The sequence below is a fragment of the Pseudomonas saliphila genome, assembly GCF_008638345.1.
GTDB classification, from domain to species: Bacteria; Pseudomonadota; Gammaproteobacteria; order Pseudomonadales; family Pseudomonadaceae; genus Halopseudomonas; species Halopseudomonas saliphila.
This window is the reverse complement of sequence record NZ_VTVA01000001.1, coordinates 152,741-169,998: the sequence shown is the minus strand read 5'-3', so window position 1 is coordinate 169,998 and position 17,258 is coordinate 152,741. Positions and strand designations below refer to the sequence as shown.

The 17,258-nt window shown below is 59.4% G+C and carries 14 protein-coding genes; 10 read left to right on the top strand and 4 right to left on the bottom strand.

Annotation, left to right across the window (positions count from 1 at the left end; all coding sequences use genetic code 11):
- Positions 1 to 74 precede the first annotated feature (74 nt).
- From accA to FHK95_RS00740, 10 genes are all read left to right on the top strand, one after another.
- The gene (accA, locus tag FHK95_RS00785) at positions 75 to 1,031 is read left to right on the top strand and encodes an acetyl-CoA carboxylase carboxyl transferase subunit alpha (RefSeq protein ID WP_150302681.1); all 957 of its coding nucleotides are present in this window, start codon (positions 75 to 77) and stop codon (positions 1,029 to 1,031) included.
- Positions 1,032 to 1,033: 2 nt separating this feature from the next.
- Complete coding sequence (gene tilS, locus FHK95_RS00780) at positions 1,034 to 2,374, top strand: tRNA lysidine(34) synthetase TilS (RefSeq protein WP_150302680.1); 1,341 nt, start codon at positions 1,034 to 1,036, stop codon at positions 2,372 to 2,374.
- Positions 2,375 to 2,535: 161 nt separating this feature from the next.
- Complete coding sequence (locus FHK95_RS00775) at positions 2,536 to 4,173, top strand: CTP synthase (RefSeq protein ID WP_150302679.1); 1,638 nt, start codon at positions 2,536 to 2,538, stop codon at positions 4,171 to 4,173.
- A 9-nt stretch (positions 4,174 to 4,182) separates the two neighbouring features.
- Positions 4,183 to 5,028 (top strand): 3-deoxy-8-phosphooctulonate synthase, encoded by an 846-nt coding sequence (gene kdsA / locus FHK95_RS00770; protein ID WP_150302678.1) that lies wholly within the window; start codon positions 4,183 to 4,185, stop codon positions 5,026 to 5,028.
- A gap of 57 nt (positions 5,029 to 5,085) precedes the next feature.
- Positions 5,086 to 6,375 carry a phosphopyruvate hydratase gene (gene eno / locus FHK95_RS00765; RefSeq protein WP_150302677.1) on the top strand — a complete coding sequence of 430 codons (1,290 nt, stop codon included), beginning with the start codon at positions 5,086 to 5,088 and terminating at the stop codon, positions 6,373 to 6,375.
- 136 nt (positions 6,376 to 6,511) lie between these two features.
- Positions 6,512 to 6,784, top strand: a complete 273-nt coding sequence (ftsB, locus tag FHK95_RS00760) for a cell division protein FtsB (protein WP_223825022.1) — start codon at positions 6,512 to 6,514, stop codon at positions 6,782 to 6,784.
- A 3-nt stretch (positions 6,785 to 6,787) separates the two neighbouring features.
- Positions 6,788 to 7,492: a 2-C-methyl-D-erythritol 4-phosphate cytidylyltransferase gene (ispD, locus tag FHK95_RS00755; RefSeq protein ID WP_150302676.1), complete on the top strand. Its 705-nt coding sequence runs from the start codon at positions 6,788 to 6,790 to the stop codon at positions 7,490 to 7,492.
- 305 nt (positions 7,493 to 7,797) lie between these two features.
- Positions 7,798 to 8,415, top strand: coding sequence for a translesion DNA synthesis-associated protein ImuA (gene imuA / locus FHK95_RS00750; RefSeq protein ID WP_150302675.1), 618 nt, complete (start codon positions 7,798 to 7,800; stop codon positions 8,413 to 8,415).
- Between the two features lie 9 nt (positions 8,416 to 8,424).
- Positions 8,425 to 9,840 carry a Y-family DNA polymerase gene (locus tag FHK95_RS00745; protein ID WP_150302674.1) on the top strand — a complete coding sequence of 472 codons (1,416 nt, stop codon included), beginning with the start codon at positions 8,425 to 8,427 and terminating at the stop codon, positions 9,838 to 9,840.
- Entirely contained in the window at positions 9,837 to 12,911 is a 3,075-nt protein-coding gene (locus FHK95_RS00740; RefSeq protein WP_150302673.1) for an error-prone DNA polymerase, read from the top strand. Before FHK95_RS00745 ends, FHK95_RS00740 begins: the two co-directional genes overlap by 4 nt.
- A 363-nt stretch (positions 12,912 to 13,274) precedes the next feature.
- Here FHK95_RS00740 and FHK95_RS00735 read toward each other — a convergent pair whose 3' ends face one another.
- The 4 genes from FHK95_RS00735 to FHK95_RS00720 are packed head-to-tail and all read right to left on the bottom strand — an operon-like array spanning position 13,275 to position 17,253.
- On the bottom strand, positions 13,275 to 14,426 hold the full coding sequence (locus tag FHK95_RS00735; RefSeq protein WP_150302672.1) for an acyl-CoA dehydrogenase family protein: 1,152 nt from the start codon (positions 14,424 to 14,426) through the stop codon (positions 13,275 to 13,277).
- 24 nt (positions 14,427 to 14,450) lie between these two features.
- A complete protein-coding gene (locus FHK95_RS00730; protein ID WP_150302671.1) occupies positions 14,451 to 15,539 on the bottom strand; it encodes an enoyl-CoA hydratase/isomerase family protein in 1,089 nt (362 codons plus the stop codon).
- Complete coding sequence (mmsB, locus tag FHK95_RS00725) at positions 15,532 to 16,428, bottom strand: 3-hydroxyisobutyrate dehydrogenase (protein ID WP_150302670.1); 897 nt, start codon at positions 16,426 to 16,428, stop codon at positions 15,532 to 15,534. Before mmsB ends, FHK95_RS00730 begins: the two co-directional genes overlap by 8 nt.
- 51 nt (positions 16,429 to 16,479) lie before the next feature.
- Positions 16,480 to 17,253: an enoyl-CoA hydratase gene (locus FHK95_RS00720; protein ID WP_150302669.1), complete on the bottom strand. Its 774-nt coding sequence runs from the start codon at positions 17,251 to 17,253 to the stop codon at positions 16,480 to 16,482.
- Positions 17,254 to 17,258 lie beyond the last annotated feature (5 nt).

The following is a 17,258-nucleotide window of genomic DNA, read 5'->3' as shown; positions in this document are numbered from 1 at the left end:
GCAGGTCAGGCATTCCCGTAAGGTAACGCAAAAAATTGAATGCCCAGCATGGGCCACGCGGATGATGTACGCCTATGAGCAAAAGTCAGAATTACCTTGAATTTGAACACCCCATTGCCGATCTGCAGGCCAAGATTGAAGAGCTGAGATTGGTCGGTACTGATAATTCGCTGAATATCACCGATGAGATCACCCGGCTTCAGGACAAGAGCAAGTCGCTCACCGAGAGCATCTTCTCCAATCTGTCCAGCTGGCAGGTCGCGCAAATGGCGCGGCATCCGCAGCGTCCCTACACGCTGGATTATATTCAGCACATCTTTACCGATTTCGAAGAAATGCACGGCGACCGGCATTTCGCGGATGACGCGGCGATTGTCGGCGGTATGGCACGTCTGGATGACCGCCCGGTTATGGTTATCGGTCACCAGAAAGGCCGCGCGGTAAAAGAGAAGGTCCGCCGCAACTTCGGTATGCCCAAGCCAGAGGGCTATCGCAAGGCCTGCCGCCTGATGCAGTTGGCAGAACGCTTCAAGATGCCCATTCTGACGTTCATCGACACCCCCGGCGCCTATCCGGGCATCGATGCTGAAGAGCGCGGCCAAAGTGAGGCGATCGCCTGGAACCTGCAGATCATGTCGCGCCTGAAGACGCCTATCATATCGACGGTGATTGGCGAAGGCGGATCGGGTGGGGCGCTGGCAATTGGCGTCTGTGACCGGTTGATGATGCTGCAGTATTCGACGTATTCGGTGATTTCGCCCGAGGGTTGTGCGTCGATTCTGTGGAAGAAGTCCGAGAAGGCTGCTGAAGCCGCCGAAGCCATGGGCATCACCGCTGCGCGCCTGAAGGAGCTGGGTCTGGTGGATAATCTGATCCCTGAGCCGTTGGGTGGGGCACATCGCCAGCCGGAGGAAATGGCAGCGCGGATCAAGGCGCAGTTGCTCGCTGAGCTGGCGGCGCTGGATAATTATTCGCCCGAGGCGTTACTCGACAGCCGTTATGATCGCCTGATGGCTTTCGGCATCAAGTAATCATGTTCACCCCGCAGGCGCTGCATGAGCAATTGGCGCACTGCGCGCAAGCTCCGGTCTGGTGGCTGGGGCTGTCTGGCGGTCTGGACTCGATGGTGTTGCTCGAGGCGCTGACGCAGCTGGGCAAGATTCACTCTCTACCCCCCGTGGTCGCCATTCATGTGCACCACGGCCTACATCCGCTTGCCGATAAATGGGTTGAGCATTGCGAGCAGCAATGCGCCCTGCGCAATATTTCACTGCACATCAAACACGTCCAGCTCGAGCCGGGTGCCAGCATCGAAGCCGCTGCGCGCAACGCGCGCTATGAGGCTTTCGCCTCGCTCATCGGGCCGGAGGATGTGTTGTTGCTGGCGCATCATCTGGATGATCAGCTGGAGACACTCTTGTTTCGTCTCGTGCGAGGCACTGGCTTGCGCGGGTTGACCGGCATGCCGCCCCGCCGCCAGCTGGGAAGCGGTCAGTTATTCCGGCCGCTGCTTGGCTGGCCCCGCAGCGAGCTCGAGGTCTGGGCTCAGCAGCAGGCACTGCGCTGGATTGACGATCCGGCAAATACCGACGCACGGTTCGCTCGTACTACTCTGCGACATCAAATATTGCCGGTATTGCGTCAGCATTGGCCGATGGTGGATGCCAGTCTGATGCGCCTGGTTGAGCATGTGGCCGAGGCCAACAGTCTGCTCGATGAGCGGGCGGCCGAGGACCTTGAGCGCGCGCAGCTATGCGCTGCAGATCCCTGGTTACAGCCCTGGTCGGCGTTACAGCTTGATGTACTGCTATCGCTGTCTCCAGCCCGGCAGAACAACCTGCTGCGCTACTGGTTGCAGCTGCATGGCAAGCGCACGCCCGACCATCGGCAGTCTGCCGCGGTGCTCGATCAGCTCGGCGCGGCAGACGACAGCCAGCCCGTGGTGCAGATTGACGATTATCAGCTGCGTCGCTCCGCCGGACACCTGTGGCAGCAACCGATCACCGGTGTTGCTGCCGGCGTGTCGCAGCCGTTGGCGGCGTTCGGCGATACGCTGCTGGCCGGTGGTAACGGTGTGTTGTGCATGCGGCAGGCCCAGGGCGGCATCAGCTATCGTCCGGGTAACTGGCATATTGGTTACCGCCAGGGTGGTGAACGTCTCAAGCTGACCGGGCGACCCCATCGGTCGCTCAAGCAACTGTTTCAGGAAGCGGGTATCCCTGCGTGGTTGCGTCCTGCGGTGCCGTTATTGTTTTGTGACGGTGAGCTGGTGTCGGTGGCCGGGCGCTGGAATGCCGAGGCGTTCAGCGTCAACGACGATCAATCTGGCTGGCGACTCGAATGGCAGCCAGCCGCGCAGGTGTCGCTACCCTGAGGTCCCGCGTGGCGAAGCTGTGGGGCCTGCCAGAGTCGGTGCTTTCGGATTGAGCAAACCGGGGGCGTCTGGTATCCTGACTTCCCATCTTGACGAGACTTTGGTCTCCCTTCGATTCCCTGCGGTCGCGACCGCCTAACAGTTCAATCTACGGGTTTTTCATGACGCGCTACATCTTCGTCACGGGTGGTGTTGTATCTTCATTGGGTAAGGGCATCGCCTCGGCATCATTGGCGGCGATCCTTGAAGCGCGGGGACTGAAGGTCACCATGCTCAAGCTCGATCCCTATATCAATGTGGATCCGGGCACCATGAGTCCCTTCCAGCACGGTGAAGTCTTTGTCACCCATGACGGCGCCGAGACCGATCTCGATCTGGGCCATTATGAGCGCTTCATTAACGCGACCATGACCCGCGCCAATAACTTCACCGCTGGCCGCGTGTATGAACACGTTCTGCGCAAGGAGCGGCGCGGTGACTATCTCGGCGCGACCATCCAGGTGATTCCGCACATCACCGACGAAATCAAGGATCGCATCATCAAGGGCGCCGGCGATGCCGACGTGGCCATGGTGGAGATTGGCGGTACCGTCGGCGATATCGAATCCCAGCCGTTCCTCGAGGCGATCCGTCAGCTGCGCATTGAAGTGGGTGCCAAGCGCGCCATGCTCATGCATCTGACGCTGGTGCCGTATATCGCGACTGCCGGTGAGACCAAGACCAAGCCGACCCAGCACTCGGTCAAGGAGCTGCGCTCCATTGGCTTGCAGCCTGACGTGCTGATCTGCCGCTCCGATCACCCGATTGATCTGTCCTCGCGCCGCAAGATCGCGCTGTTCACCAACGTGGAAGAACGCGCGGTGATCGGCCTGGAAGACCTCGACAGTATCTACCGTATTCCATCCGCCCTGCATGCGCAGGGACTGGACGATATTGTGGTCGAACGCTTTGGCCTGGAATGTCGCCAGGCTGACCTGTCCGAATGGGATCGCGTGGTCGATGCCAAGCTGTATCCGGACAAGGAAGTGACCATCGCCATGGTCGGCAAGTACATGGAGCTGCTGGAAGCTTACAAGTCGCTGATCGAAGCCATCAGTCATGCCGGCATCCAGAGTCGAACCAAGGTCAACCTGCGCTATATCGATTCAGAAGACATCGAACTGAAGGGCACTGAGCTGCTTGCGGATGTGGATGCCATTCTGGTGCCGGGCGGCTTCGGCCAGCGCGGCGTGGAGGGCAAGATTGCCACCGTGCGCTATGCCCGCGAGAACAAGATCCCCTATCTGGGCATCTGTCTCGGCATGCAGGTGGCAGTGATCGAGTATGCACGGCACATACTTGGCTGGAATGACGCCAACTCCACCGAATTCGACAAGACCAGCACCCATCCGGTGGTGGGCCTGATTACCGAGTGGCAGACCGCCACTGGCGACAAGCAATTACGCGATGAAGCCTCTGATCTGGGCGGCACCATGCGCCTCGGCGGGCAGGAATGCGCACTGGAACCCGGCTCGCTTGCCCATGAATGCTACGGCAAGGACGTCATTGTCGAGCGTCATCGCCACCGCTACGAGGTCAACAATAATCTGTTGCCCGAACTGCAGGCAGGTGGTCTCAAGGTTACCGGCCGCTCGGTTGATGGCGCGCTGGTTGAGGTCATCGAAGTGGGCGACCACCCGTGGTTTGTAGCGTGCCAGTTCCACCCGGAATTCACTTCTACGCCACGTTATGGCCACCCCTTGTTCAGTGGTTTCGTTAATGCGGCGCTGGCCCAAAAGGCGGACAAGGCCAAGGCCTGAGGACTACCGATGACCCAGAAGACAGTGCAGGTCGGCACCATCGACATCGCCAACGACAAGCCCTTTGTGCTGTTCGGTGGCATGAACGTACTCGAGTCCCGCGATCTGGCGATGCGTATTTGCGAGACGTATGTGGAAGTAACCAGCAAACTGGGTATTCCCTACGTATTCAAGGCCAGTTTCGACAAGGCCAATCGCTCCTCGATCAACTCCTTCCGTGGCCCCGGCATGGAAGAGGGACTGAAGATCTTCGAGGAGATCAAGCGCACCTTCAATGTGCCGGTGATTACTGACGTTCACGAGGTGCATCAGGCCGCGCCGGTGGCCGAGGTCTGCGACATCATCCAGTTGCCGGCCTTCCTGTCGCGCCAGACGGATCTGGTGGTTGCCATGGCTAAAACCAAGGCCGTGATCAATATCAAGAAGGCGCAGTTCCTGGCGCCGCAGGAAATGCAGCACATCCTCACCAAGTGTGAAGAAGCCGGTAATGATCGGTTGATACTGTGCGAGCGCGGGTCCAGCTTTGGCTACAACAATCTGGTCGTGGACATGCTCGGTTTCGGCATCATGAAACAGATGGGCTACCCGGTGTTCTTCGATGTAACCCACGCATTGCAGATGCCCGGCGGGCGCAGTGATTCTGCCGGTGGACGCCGCGCTCAGGTAACCGATCTGGCCAAGGCGGGCATGAGCCAGGGGCTGGCCGGCCTGTTTCTGGAAGCGCATCCGGATCCCGATAATGCCAAGTGCGATGGTCCCTGTGCCCTGCGCCTGGACAAGCTTGAACCTTTTCTTTCGCAACTCAAACAGCTTGATGATCTGGTCAAAAGCTTCGCGGTTCTCGAGACCGCTTGAACTTGTCGCGCAGTAGCTGATCTATTCTCGGACGATTAAATGGAGCACGTAGCAAACATGGCGAAAATCATTGATATCAAGGGTCGTGAAGTGCTGGATTCGCGCGGCAATCCGACCGTTGAAGCAGATGTCATTCTCGACGGAAACATCATCGGTAGCGCCTGTGCGCCGTCCGGGGCCTCGACAGGTTCCCGTGAAGCGCTGGAACTGCGAGACGGCGACAAGTGCCGTTATATGGGCAAGGGTGTGCTCAAGGCTGTCGCCAATATCAATGGCCCTATCCGTGAATTGCTGGTCGGCCGCGACGTAGTGGATCAAGCCGGTCTGGACCGCGCCATGATTGACCTTGATGGAACCGAGAACAAGGCCAACCTGGGTGCCAATGCCATTCTCGCGGTCTCCCTGGCTGCGGCCAAGGCAGCGGCACAGTCTAAAGGCGTGCCTTTGTACGCGCATATCGCCGATCTGAACGGCACGCCCGGTCAGTACAGCATGCCGGTGCCGATGATGAACATCATCAATGGCGGCGAGCATGCCGATAACAACGTCGACATTCAGGAATTCATGGTGCAGCCGGTGGGTGCGAAATCCTTCGCTGATGCCCTGCGGATGGGCGCCGAAATTTTCCATCATCTCAAGGCTGTTTTGAAAGGCCGCGGCCTGAGCACGTCGGTGGGTGATGAGGGCGGCTTTGCGCCAGACCTGGCATCCAATGAAGATGCGCTGAGCGCGATTGCCGAAGCCGTAGCGAATGCCGGCTATACGCTGGGTGACGACGTTACCCTGGCGTTGGATTGCGCCTCCAGCGAATTCTACAAGGACGGCAAATACGATCTGGCAGGTGAAGGTCAGGTGTTTGATGCCGCCGGTTTCGCCGATTATCTGGCGGGTCTTACCGAGCGTCACCCAATCATTTCCATTGAAGACGGCATGGATGAATCCGACTGGGACGGCTGGAAAGTCCTGACTGACAAGATCGGGTCCAAGGTTCAGCTGGTGGGTGACGACCTGTTTGTTACCAACACCAAGATCCTCAAGGAAGGCATCGACAAGCGCATCGGTAATTCGATTCTGATCAAGTTCAACCAGATCGGATCGCTGACCGAAACGCTGGAAGCCATCCAGATGGCCAAAGCGGCTGGTTATACCGCGGTCATCTCACACCGCAGCGGTGAAACCGAGGATCACACCATTGCTGATCTGGCGGTGGGTACTGCCGCTGGTCAGATCAAGACCGGTTCGCTGTGCCGTTCCGATCGCGTCTCCAAGTACAACCAGTTGCTGCGTATCGAAGAGCAACTGGACGGCGCTGCGCCGTACAGGGGCCGTGCCGAGTTTCGTGGCTGATTGCTGATCCTTGACGACACCTGACGGGCGCTGGCATTGTTCAGCGCCTCGTCGTTTCTGGCTCGTGTTCCTGGTTCAGAGACTGGTAGGCTGGCAACGGGCGCAGAATAAGTAACGCCATGGGAGGCGACAATACGTGAAGTGGCTCTGGGTAATTGCACTGGTAATGCTGGCTGGCCTGCAATATCGTTTGTGGGTAGGCGAGGGTAGCCTGGCGCATGTCACCCAGCTCAGCCAGCAGATCGCCGAGCAGAAACGTGAGAACGAGCAGTTGCTGGAGCGTAATCGCGTACTGACTGCCGAGGTGATCGAGCTCAAGCAGGGTCTGGAAACCATCGAGGAACGCGCCAGGAAAGAACTCGGCATGATCCGCGATGGCGAGACGCTGTATCAATTGAGTTCCGAGTGACGAATGAGTGATCTGCCGTTCTGGGTCGTCATCCCCGCCGCCGGTATCGGCTCGCGCATGCAGGCGGACCGTCCCAAGCAATACCTCCCCCTGGCTGGTCGCAGCCTCATAGAGCATACCCTTGATTGCTTTCTGAACCAGCCCGGTCTGCAGGGGCTGGTCGTCAGCCTGGCTGAAGATGATCCCTACTGGCCTGAACTACCCTGTGCACAAGACATGCGGATTCGTATCGCCCCAGGCGGGCGAGAGCGCGCCGATTCGGTCTTGAATGGCCTGGACGTGTTGGCTGCTCTGGGCGCAAAGCCTGATGATTGGGTACTGGTACATGATGCGGCCCGTCCCAATCTGGCCGTGACCGATTTGCACAGACTATTGGCAACGCTGGCGGACGATCCGGTAGGCGGTCTGTTGGCTGTGCCAGTGCGCGATACCCTCAAGCAGGCTGGCGCCGATCGCCGGGTGACGGCCACGCCGGATCGCTCGCTGTTCTGGCAAGCCTATACGCCACAGATGTTTCGCCTGGATGCACTGCGCACCGCCTTGTCCGGTGCGCTGGCTGCTGGGGCGACTATCACCGATGAGGCCTCTGCAATGGAGTGGGCCGGTCAGGCGCCGCTGCTGGTCGAGGGGCGTGCTGACAACATCAAGGTCACCCGCCCCGAAGATCTGGATTGGCTTGCCGCCACTAAGCTATCTGATAACGATTGACTCCTGCCTTCAGTTTGCCCGGGGGCCTCTAGCGCCCCGGGCTGCGTTCGAGCTCTACAATGTGCATATTTGAGAACCAGAAACGTCGCGCAGGCGCACGACACCCCCAGGTGGCCGCGTTCAGCGTGAGCCATAGTGAATAGATTCTGGGCCGCTCATCCACTTGCCCGAATTCAGATTGACCCGTAGACTCCCCCTGAATATGCTGTATGCATATACAGTAAAAAGGTGGTCTGTATGCTTCGCTTGATTCCTCATTTCACTCTTGATCTGCTGCGCGCTGATGCCATGCGTGGGGCGTACTGATGGGTGCTATCGTAGCGCTGGATGCTCTGCTGGATCAACGCCGGATCTGGAAAGGCCGGCACATCAGCACCCTCCGTAGCGGTCATCCCACCGGGAATGCGCAGCTGGATGCAATGTTGCCCTCTGGCGGCTGGCCCCTGGCTGCGCTGAGTGAAATTCTGATTCAGGCGGAGGGCACAGGTGAGCTGCGACTGTTATGGCCGATGCTGGCGCGTCTGACCCAGGCGGGAGAAAAGGTGGTACTTGTAGCGCCGCCCCATGTGCCCTTTGCGCCGGCCTGGCACGCAGCAGGGATCGATTTGCGCCACCTGATAATCGTTAACACCCAGGGAACAGAAGCGCTTTGGGCGGCCGAGCAGTGCCTGCGTTCTGGATGCTGTGGTGCCGTGCTGTGTTGGCCGCAGCGGGCGAACGATCGCGCCATGCGACGGTTACAGGTGGCCGCCGAATCCGGCCAAACCCTGGCCTTTGCCTATCGCCCGGCCGAGGAGGCAGTGAATCCTTCCCCCGCCGCGCTGCGCCTGTTAGTCGAGTCGGCGACCAACCAGTTGCGCGTGCTCAAATGCCGGGGCGGTATCGCGCCCGTTACGCCGGTTCCTTTCGCCGCGTGGCATTGAGAATTCATTATGCGCTGGGCTTGTATTCTCTTTCCGCAATTGGCATTGGACGCTGTCCTCCGGGCCCGCGCTGATGCGGATGCGCCACTGGTATTGCTGAGTGGCTCGGCCCAGCGTCGCGTGTTGCAGACTATGAATTCCGCGGCCCGCGAGCTTGGCTTGCGGTCTGGCCAATCCCTGACCGCCGCCCACGCTATAACCCACGCCTTCGCCACGGCGGAATACGATTCGGCCGACATCGAACGCTGGCATCAATTTCTGGCTGCCTGGGCGTATCGCTTCAGTTCGCATGTCAGCGTGCATTATCCGCGTGCCTTGCTGGTTGAAGTGCAATCCAGTTACAGCCTGTTTGGCCCCTGGCCGCGCTTTGAGGCGCTGCTGCGCCAGGAGCTGACCGCGCTGGGCTTTCAGCACCGGATCGTGGTGGCGCCCAATGCCGCGGCGGCGCGAGCCCTGGTGAATAGTCATGATGGATTAGCCGTTAATGATGAGCAGCTGCAAAAGGTTCTTGCCCAGATGCCGGTCGATCGTCTGGGGTTGGAGCGCAGCGCTGCCACCGCGTTTTCGCGAATGGGTATCAGGCTCTTCGGGCACATCCTGACATTGCCCCGCGACAGCATTGCGCGGCGTTTCAGCAAGGAAGTGCTCATGCATGTCGATACCCTGCTGGGTGCTCGGCATCTGGCACTGGATTGTTATGCCCCGCCAGATTTCTTCGACAGCCGTATCGAATTGAATTTCGAAGTCGAGTCCCATCAGGCACTGCTGTTTCCCCTGCGCCGCCTGATTGCTGACCTAGCCGCCTATCTGGCGGGTCGAGACAGTGGGGTGCAGCGATTTACCCTGCACATGGAGCATCGGGGCCGGAATGACACGCTGCTGCCCATCGGTCTGCTGAGTATCGAGCGTGAGCCGTCCATGCTGTTTGAACTGACCCGCGGCCGGCTTGAACAGCTGCAGTTGCCTGAACCGGTGCTGGCGCTGCGGCTGATTGCCCGGGATTTACCTGTTTTTGTACCGGAGTATCGCGAGCTCTTTACCGAGCGCCCGCAGCAATCGCTGCCCTGGGAACAGCTGCGCGAACGCCTGCGGGCCCGGCTTGGGGATAACGCGGTTACGGGGCTGCAGCAGCAAGCCGATCATCGGCCAGAGCGGGCATGGCAGACCGGCAACCAGGCCGGGCAGGCTGCTGCTACCCGGATTCAAGGGCTGCGTCCCGGCTGGTTATTGAATGAGCCGGTTGCAATGCAATTTTCCGGGTTCCAGATCCTGGCAGGCCCTGAACGCATCGAGTCGGGTTGGTGGGATGGCGGCGATGTCCGCCGGGATTATTACCTGCTGGAAACCCAATCCGGTCAGCTGGCCTGGGGCTATCGACGGGTGGGGGACACCGGGCCATTAGTGCTGCATGGGTGGTTCGCATGAGCGACTATGCCGAGTTGCATTGCCTGTCCAATTTCAGTTTTCAGCGCGGCGCTTCCAGCGCGCTGGAATTGTTTGAACGGGCGAAGGTGCACGGCTATCGCGGATTGGCGATTACTGATGAATGCACCCTGGCGGGCATTGTTCGCGCCTGGCAGGCCTCCCGGCAAACCGGCGTACCCCTGATAATCGGCAGTGAAATGCGCGTCGATGCAGGACTAAAACTGGTGCTGCTGGTGGAGGATATTCAGGGTTATCAGAACCTGTGCCGACTCATTACCCTTGCCCGCCGGCGTGCGCCAAAAGGTGAATACAAGGTGCAGCGGGAGGATTTCGATGAGTCACTTACCGGCCTGCTGGCGCTATGGATTCCCGGGCAGCAACCTGACCTTGAAACGGGGCACTGGCTCAAACAGCGCTTTGCCGATCGTTTGTGGCTAGCGGTTGAATTGCATCGCGGCCCGGATGATACGCAGCGGCTGAATCAATTGCTGGCTCTTGCGCAGTCTCTGGAGATTCCCCCGGTGGCGGCCGGCGATGTGCATATGCACGCCCGCGGGCGTCGCGCTCTGCAGGACACCATGACCGCCATCCGGCATCACTGCACGGTAGCCGAAGCCGGGCAGCATCTGTTTGCCAATGGCGAGCGGCATTTGCGATCGACCTTGCTGCTGCCGGAGCTTTATCCAGCGTCATTGTTAGCCGAAACCCTGCTTATTGCCGAGCGCTGCACCTTCGACCTCGGCCAGTTGCGTTATCAATACCCCCGTGAGCTGGTCCCGGAGGGCCAGACCGCCGCCTCCTGGTTACGCAAACTGACAGAGGAGGGCATGCGCTGGCGTTGGCCCAAGGGTGCGGCCGATAAAGTGCTTCAACAAATCGAGGCGGAGCTCGCCCTGATCACGGACATGCACTACGAGAGTTATTTCCTGACGGTGCACGACATCGTCCGTTTCGCCCGCAGTCGCCATATTCTCTGTCAGGGCCGCGGCTCGGCGGCCAATTCGGCCGTCTGTTTCGCGCTGGGTATCACCGAAATCGATCCAGCTCGCATGAATATGCTGTTTGAGCGGTTCATATCGAAGGAACGCAACGAGCCGCCGGATATCGACGTGGATTTCGAGCACGATCGGCGCGAAGAAGTCATCCAGTATGTATTCAACCGTTATGGGCGACGCCGCGCTGCGCTCACTGCGGTAGCTTCCAGTTATCGCGGCGCGGGGGCAATCCGGGATGTGGCCAAGGCGCTGGGCTTACCGCCCGATCAGATAAGCGCCCTGGCTGAGTGTTGCGGCAAGTGGAGCAGTAAGGTGCCCTCCGAAGAGCGGCTCCGTGAGGCGGGCTTCGATCCGGCTAATCCCGTGTTGCACCGGGTATTGACACTGGCGGCCGAGCTTGTCGGCTTTCCGCGGCATCTTTCCCAGCACCCTGGCGGTTTCGTAATTTCCGAACAGCCTCTGGAAACCCTGGTGCCGGTTGAGAACGCGGCCATGGATGACCGCACCATCATTCAATGGGACAAGGATGATCTGGATGCGGTCGGCCTGCTCAAGGTGGATATCCTGGCCTTGGGCATGCTCAGCGCACTGCGCCGGACCTTTGATCTGCTGCGTTTGCATCGCGGACGGGATCTGACGCTGGCGACTATTCCTGCTGAGGATACAGCTACCTACGAGATGATTAGTCGGGCCGATACCGTCGGGGTATTCCAGATCGAATCGCGGGCCCAGATGGCCATGCTGCCGCGACTCAAACCCAGGACCTTTTACGATCTGGTCATCGAAGTGGCGATTGTCCGCCCTGGCCCGATCGTCGGCGATATGGTGCATCCCTATCTGCGCCGGCGAAACGGTGAAGAGCCGGTGACCTATCCATCCGAGGCGTTGTGTCAGGTATTCGAACGCACCCTGGGCGTGCCGTTATTTCAGGAACAGGTGATGGAGCTGGCCATCGTGGCGGCGGGGTATACGCCTGGCGAGGCAGATCAGCTGCGCCGTTCCATGGCCGCCTGGAAACGCCTGGGTGGTCTAGAACCGCATCAGAAACGCCTGACTGAAGGCATGCTTGCACGCGGCTATACACAGGAGTTCGCCTCGCGCATTTTTGAGCAGATCAAGGGGTTCGGCAGCTACGGCTTCCCTGAATCCCATGCGGCCAGTTTTGCCCTGTTGACCTATGCCAGCTGCTGGCTGAAATGTCATGCACCGGCGGCCTTTATCTGCGCACTGATCAACAGCTGGCCCATGGGTTTTTATAGCCCGGATCAACTGCTGCAGGATGCGCGGCGACATAGCATCGAGACCTTTCCCGTGGATGCCCGAAACAGCGAGTGGGATTGCACGCTGGAGCCGGGGCGCGGAGGCGAACTAGCCATACGGCTGGGGCTGCGCATGGTGCGCGGTTTTCGCGAAGAGGATGCTCAGCGCATCATGTGCGTTCGCGCTGATAGAGCCTTCTCGGATACGACTGATCTGATCCAACGCTGCCGTCTGGATAATCGCGCCCGGGAATTGCTGGCCGATGCGGGTGCACTGCGCGGGCTGGCTGGTCACAGGCATAAGGCGCGCTGGGCAGTAGCCGGCGTGGAGCCGCAATTACCGCTGTTTGCTGGACAGCCCGCTACGGAAGAGGCTGGCGTTGCGCTGCCGTTGCCGCAGGTAGGCGAAGACATTCATGCTGATTACGCTACCACCGGCACAACCCTGGGGCCGCATCCGTTGAGTCTGCTGCGCAGGCAACTGAAAGCCAGGCGCTGCCGTAGTTCAAAGGAGTTGAAACAGCTTGAGCATGGACGACCGGTAGTGGTGGCAGGCCTGGTAACCGGCAGGCAGAAGCCCGGTACGGCCAGCGGCGTGATCTTCGTTACCCTGGAAGACGAGTACGGCATGATCAATGTGGTGGTCTGGCACGATCTGGGCGAACGCCAACGCAGGGAGCTGGTTGGTTCACGGTTGATGCAGGTAAAAGGCCGGCTGGAAACCGAGAAGGGGGTGATTCATGTCATTGCTCATCACCTGTCGGATCTCACTCCAATGCTCGATGGCCTGGATGTGCGCAGCCGGGATTTTCACTAACCTCAGTCCTGAATTCTAGAACCAGTTTCCTGGGTTCAATGTACAGGAGACGCTGCATGTAAATGCCTTCGCGCTATGGGGATTGATCGTTTCACTGCGATGCATCGCGCCGACGCTCAGCGCAACCAGAAGAACCAGCGGGATGATGACAATTGAAAACGAACTCATCAGATCAGATTTCATGAGCGGGCCCTACATTGTTGTTTTTGTATTTGCCTTTCGCGTATCAGGTGCGAGGCATATTGATATGTGAAGACATTAGTACAGCTAGCGTAATAAATCCATGCTCGAATCAAACAATTTTGTCTTTTTTTTATGCTGCTTCGCTATTCCAGCTGCCCGGACGTCCGGGCAGCGCCGAGTTCAAAGACTGTAGTGCCGCAGTTCCCGCGCGATCAGCAGGCGCTGAATCTCGCTGGTCCCTTCATAAATCTGCGTAATACGAGCATCGCGATACAGCCGTTCGACCGGGTAATCTTCCAGATAGCCGTACCCACCATGAATCTGGATCGCCTTGGAACACACTTCCTCAGCCATTTCGCTGGCAAACAACTTGGCCTGGGAGGCTTCGGACAGGCAGGGCTCACCGGCGGTGCGCAGCCGCGCGGCATGCAGGATCATCAACCGCGCCGCATTCAGCTTCATGTGCATGTCTGCGAGCATATTGGCGATGCTTTGATGTTCGGTCAGCGCTACGCCGAACTGGGTGCGATCACGCGCGTACACCAGTGCCGCTTCAAAAGCCGCACGTGCGATACCCAGGGCTTGTGCCGCAATACCTATGCGGCCACCCTCCAGGTTGGACAAGGCAATGGCCAGCCCCTTGCCGCGCAGGCCGAGCAGGTTGGCTTCGGGAATACGGCAGTTATCCAGGCTCACGGCGCAGGTATCCGAACCGCGGATGCCCAGCTTGTGTTCCATGCGTTCGATCTTGAAGCCCGGGTTGTCTGTGGGCACCAGAAACGCCGACAGGCCTTTCTTGCCGAGTTCAGGGTCAGTCACCGCGAACACAACTGCCATCCCGGCACGCTTGGCGTTGGTGACGAACTGTTTGGCGCCGTTGATAACCCATTCGCCATTGTCCAGTACCGCTCTGGTACGCAGGTTGTGCGCTTCAGAGCCAGCATGGGGTTCGGTCAGGCAAAAACAGCCGATGGTCTGTCCTGCAGCCAATGACGGCAGCCAGGCCTGACGCTGTTCATCGGTGCCAAACTTCAGCAAGGGCCCGCACCCGACCGAGTTGTGCACACTCATCAGTGCCCCGGTCGCGCCGCAGCCGGCTGAAATCTCTTCCACAGCCAGGGCATAGGCGACGTAATCGGTGTAGCTACCGCCCCATTCCTCTGGCACCACCATGCCCAGCAGCCCCAGTTCACCCATCTGACGCACCACAGCGTCGTCGATCCAGCCGGCCTTGTCCCATTCGGCGGCACGCGGTGCCAACTCGCTCTGGGAGAATTGCCGCGCCATGTCACGGACCATGCGCTGGTCTTCGTTCAATTCAATATCATGCATATTCGATTCCTTTGTTCTGCCGTCTCAGGCTTGCCGACGCAGGCTGGCGGAGCTTGGCTCAAATCCTTCAAAGAAGCTGGCGACCCGATCGCTGTTTAGCTCGGCCAGCGTAGGCGGGTTCCAACGGGGGGACTTGTCCTTATCGATGATCAGTGCACGCACGCCTTCGACAATGTCGCCCTTGGCAAACCATTGGCGGTCCAGATGCAGCTCCAGCTCGAAGCACTGTTCCAGAGTGAGCTCACGGCCGCGTCGAATCATTTCCAGAGTGACGCTCATGGCCAAGGGGGAGCGGCTTTCAATCACGGACAGGGTTTTCTGCGCCCAGTCCATATAGGCGTCGCACTCCTCAGCTGCCAGGGATCCCTGGATATCCAGCAGGGAATCGTGAGCGAAGTGGCGGTTGATAGCTGGCTGGATGGCCTTGATTTCTGAGCCTGGCAGTGAAGTGGAGGCAAATTGCTTCAGCACGGCAGTGAGATCATCGCCAGGCGCATCGGACCAGGTTTGGGTATTCAGCATCCGGTCCAGCTCTGATAGCAGCTCTGTCCCCAGGCAGAAATCTGCCAGACCTGTGTAGAGCGCATCGGCGGCGCGCACCTGAGTGCCGGTCACGCCCAGATAGGCACCCGTCTCGCCGCGCAAACGGGACAGGAAATAACTGCCGCCCACGTCCGGAAAATAACCGATGCCGGTTTCCGGCATGCCCATACGGGTGCGCTCGGTGATCACCCGGTGGGATGCGCCTTGTACCAGGCCCATGCCGCCACCCAGAACAAAACCATCCATCAGCGCGAGAATCGGCTTGGGGTAAGCATGGATGGCTTGATCAAGCGCGTACTCTTCTTCAAAGAAGATAGTATGCAGATCGTCACCCGCCTTGAAGCTGTCATACAGAGCGCGGATGTCGCCGCCAGCGCAAAAGGCTTTCTCGCCATTGGCGCGTAGCACCACCGCGCGAATCTCAGGATCCTGACGCCATTGATCCAATTGCTGCTGCAACAACCGGATCATCTCAAGCGTCAGTGCATTCAGTCCCGCAGGACGGTTGAGAATCAGATGGCCGATCTGGTTGCGTACCTCGACCAGTACTGCAGCCTGTTCTTCATTCATGGGTATCTCCGGCATACAGCTTGATGATGGCGGAGAAATCCAGACCGCCGTTGCCCTGACTGCTGAATGTCTGGTACAGCTGCTGGGCCAGACCGCCGAGGATCACCGGCTGGCGCGCCTGCTTGGCGGCCTCGGTAGCCAGGCCAAGATCCTTGAGCATCAGATCACTGCCGAAACCGCCGGTATAGCCGCGCGATGCCGGCGCGGTATCCAGTACGCCGGGATAGGGGTTGTAGGTGTCCGAACTCCAGCAGCGGCCACTGGATGTATTGATGATGCCGGCCAGTACCTTGGGATCCATGCCCAAGGATACGCCCAGATTCATGGCTTCGGCGGTGCCGATCATGGAGATAGCCAGCAGCATGTTATTGGCGACCTTGGCGACCTGACCATTACCAGCCGGGCCACAATGGACGATGTTCTTGCCCATGGCCTGCAAGACCGGCAGGGCTGCATCAAAATCACTTTGCTCGCCACCCACCATGAAGGTCAGGGTGCCAGCCGCTGCACCGCCAGTGCCACCGGACACCGGCGCGTCGATCATGCGGTTGCCGTTCTTGGCGGCAGCAGTAGCGACTTCTCGGGCGCTCATGGGATCGATGGTTGAGCTATCGATCAGCTTTACCGTCGGCGCCACATTGGCCAGCAAGCCTTCTTCACCCAGATAGACGGACTTAACGTGCTGGGCTGCAGGAAGCATGGTGATGATGAGTTCAATATCGGCCTGGGCCAACGCGGCGATGCTGGGCGCGGCGCTGGCGCCGGCGTCGACCAGACTGGTGACAGCAGCCTGGGACAGATCGAACACGGTCAGTTGATGGCCGGCCTTGATGAGATTGTGGGCCATCGGCCCACCCATGTTGCCTAGACCAAGAAATCCGATTTTCATGTGAGCTACCTCAGTGTTGTTGTCGGCACGCCAGCGGAGTCAGGCGTTTCCTCAATTATTCTTGAAGTTCGGTGTACGCTTTTCGACGAAGGCCTGCATGCCTTCGGTCTGGTCGGCGGTGGCGAAAATGGAGTGGAATACCCGGCGCTCGAAGCGCACGCCTTCACTGAGGCTGGTTTCGAATACGCGGTTGACGCATTCCTTGGTCATCATCACGCTGGGCAGGGATTTTGCCGCGATGACCTGAGCCGTCTTGAGTGTCTCCTCCAGCAGTTGATCCACCGGAATTACACGCGCCACCAGACCCGCACGCTCGGCCTCTGCAGCATCCATCTGGCGCCCGGTCATGCACATTTCCATGGCCTTGGCCTTGCCCAGGGCGCGGGTCAGGCGCTGGGTTCCGCCAATGCCGGGTAATACGCCCAGGTTGATTTCCGGCTGGCCAAAGCGCGCATTGTCTGCGGCGTAGATGAAGTCGCAGATCATTGCCAGTTCACAGCCGCCGCCAAGGGCGTACCCGGCCACCGCGGCGATCAAGGGTTTGCGCCGATTGGCGATGCGATCGGCGGGCGAGAAAAAGTCGTCCAGATACACCTGGGGATACTGCAGATCAACCATTTGCTTGATGTCGGCACCTGCGGCGAACGCCTTGCTGGACCCGGTCAGCACCATGCAGCCGATCTGCGGATCTTTCTCGAACTGATCCAGCGCCTGGTTCAGCTCCTCCAGTACCTGGGTGTTCAGCGCATTCAGCGCCTGGGGGCGATTCAGGGTAATCAGGCCGACCCGGTCGCGCACTTCAACCAGCAACGTTTCAAAGCTCATATCAC

Excerpts from the sequence above, each read along its gene's own strand:
- accA (WP_150302681.1), top strand. The coding sequence starts at position 75 with ATGAGCAAAAGTCAGAATTACCTTGAATTTGAACACCCCATTGCCGAT.
- tilS (WP_150302680.1), top strand. The coding sequence starts at position 1,034 with ATGTTCACCCCGCAGGCGCTGCATGAGCAATTGGCGCACTGCGCGCAA.
- FHK95_RS00775 (WP_150302679.1), top strand. The coding sequence starts at position 2,536 with ATGACGCGCTACATCTTCGTCACGGGTGGTGTTGTATCTTCATTGGGT.
- kdsA (WP_150302678.1), top strand. The coding sequence starts at position 4,183 with ATGACCCAGAAGACAGTGCAGGTCGGCACCATCGACATCGCCAACGAC.
- eno (WP_150302677.1), top strand. The coding sequence starts at position 5,086 with ATGGCGAAAATCATTGATATCAAGGGTCGTGAAGTGCTGGATTCGCGC.
- ispD (WP_150302676.1), top strand. The coding sequence starts at position 6,788 with ATGAGTGATCTGCCGTTCTGGGTCGTCATCCCCGCCGCCGGTATCGGC.
- imuA (WP_150302675.1), top strand. The coding sequence starts at position 7,798 with ATGGGTGCTATCGTAGCGCTGGATGCTCTGCTGGATCAACGCCGGATC.
- FHK95_RS00745 (WP_150302674.1), top strand. The coding sequence starts at position 8,425 with ATGCGCTGGGCTTGTATTCTCTTTCCGCAATTGGCATTGGACGCTGTC.
- FHK95_RS00740 (WP_150302673.1), top strand. The coding sequence starts at position 9,837 with ATGAGCGACTATGCCGAGTTGCATTGCCTGTCCAATTTCAGTTTTCAG.
- FHK95_RS00735 (WP_150302672.1), bottom strand. The coding sequence starts at position 14,426 with ATGCATGATATTGAATTGAACGAAGACCAGCGCATGGTCCGTGACATG.
- FHK95_RS00730 (WP_150302671.1), bottom strand. The coding sequence starts at position 15,539 with ATGAATGAAGAACAGGCTGCAGTACTGGTCGAGGTACGCAACCAGATC.
- mmsB (WP_150302670.1), bottom strand. The coding sequence starts at position 16,428 with ATGAAAATCGGATTTCTTGGTCTAGGCAACATGGGTGGGCCGATGGCC.
- FHK95_RS00720 (WP_150302669.1), bottom strand. The coding sequence starts at position 17,253 with ATGAGCTTTGAAACGTTGCTGGTTGAAGTGCGCGACCGGGTCGGCCTG.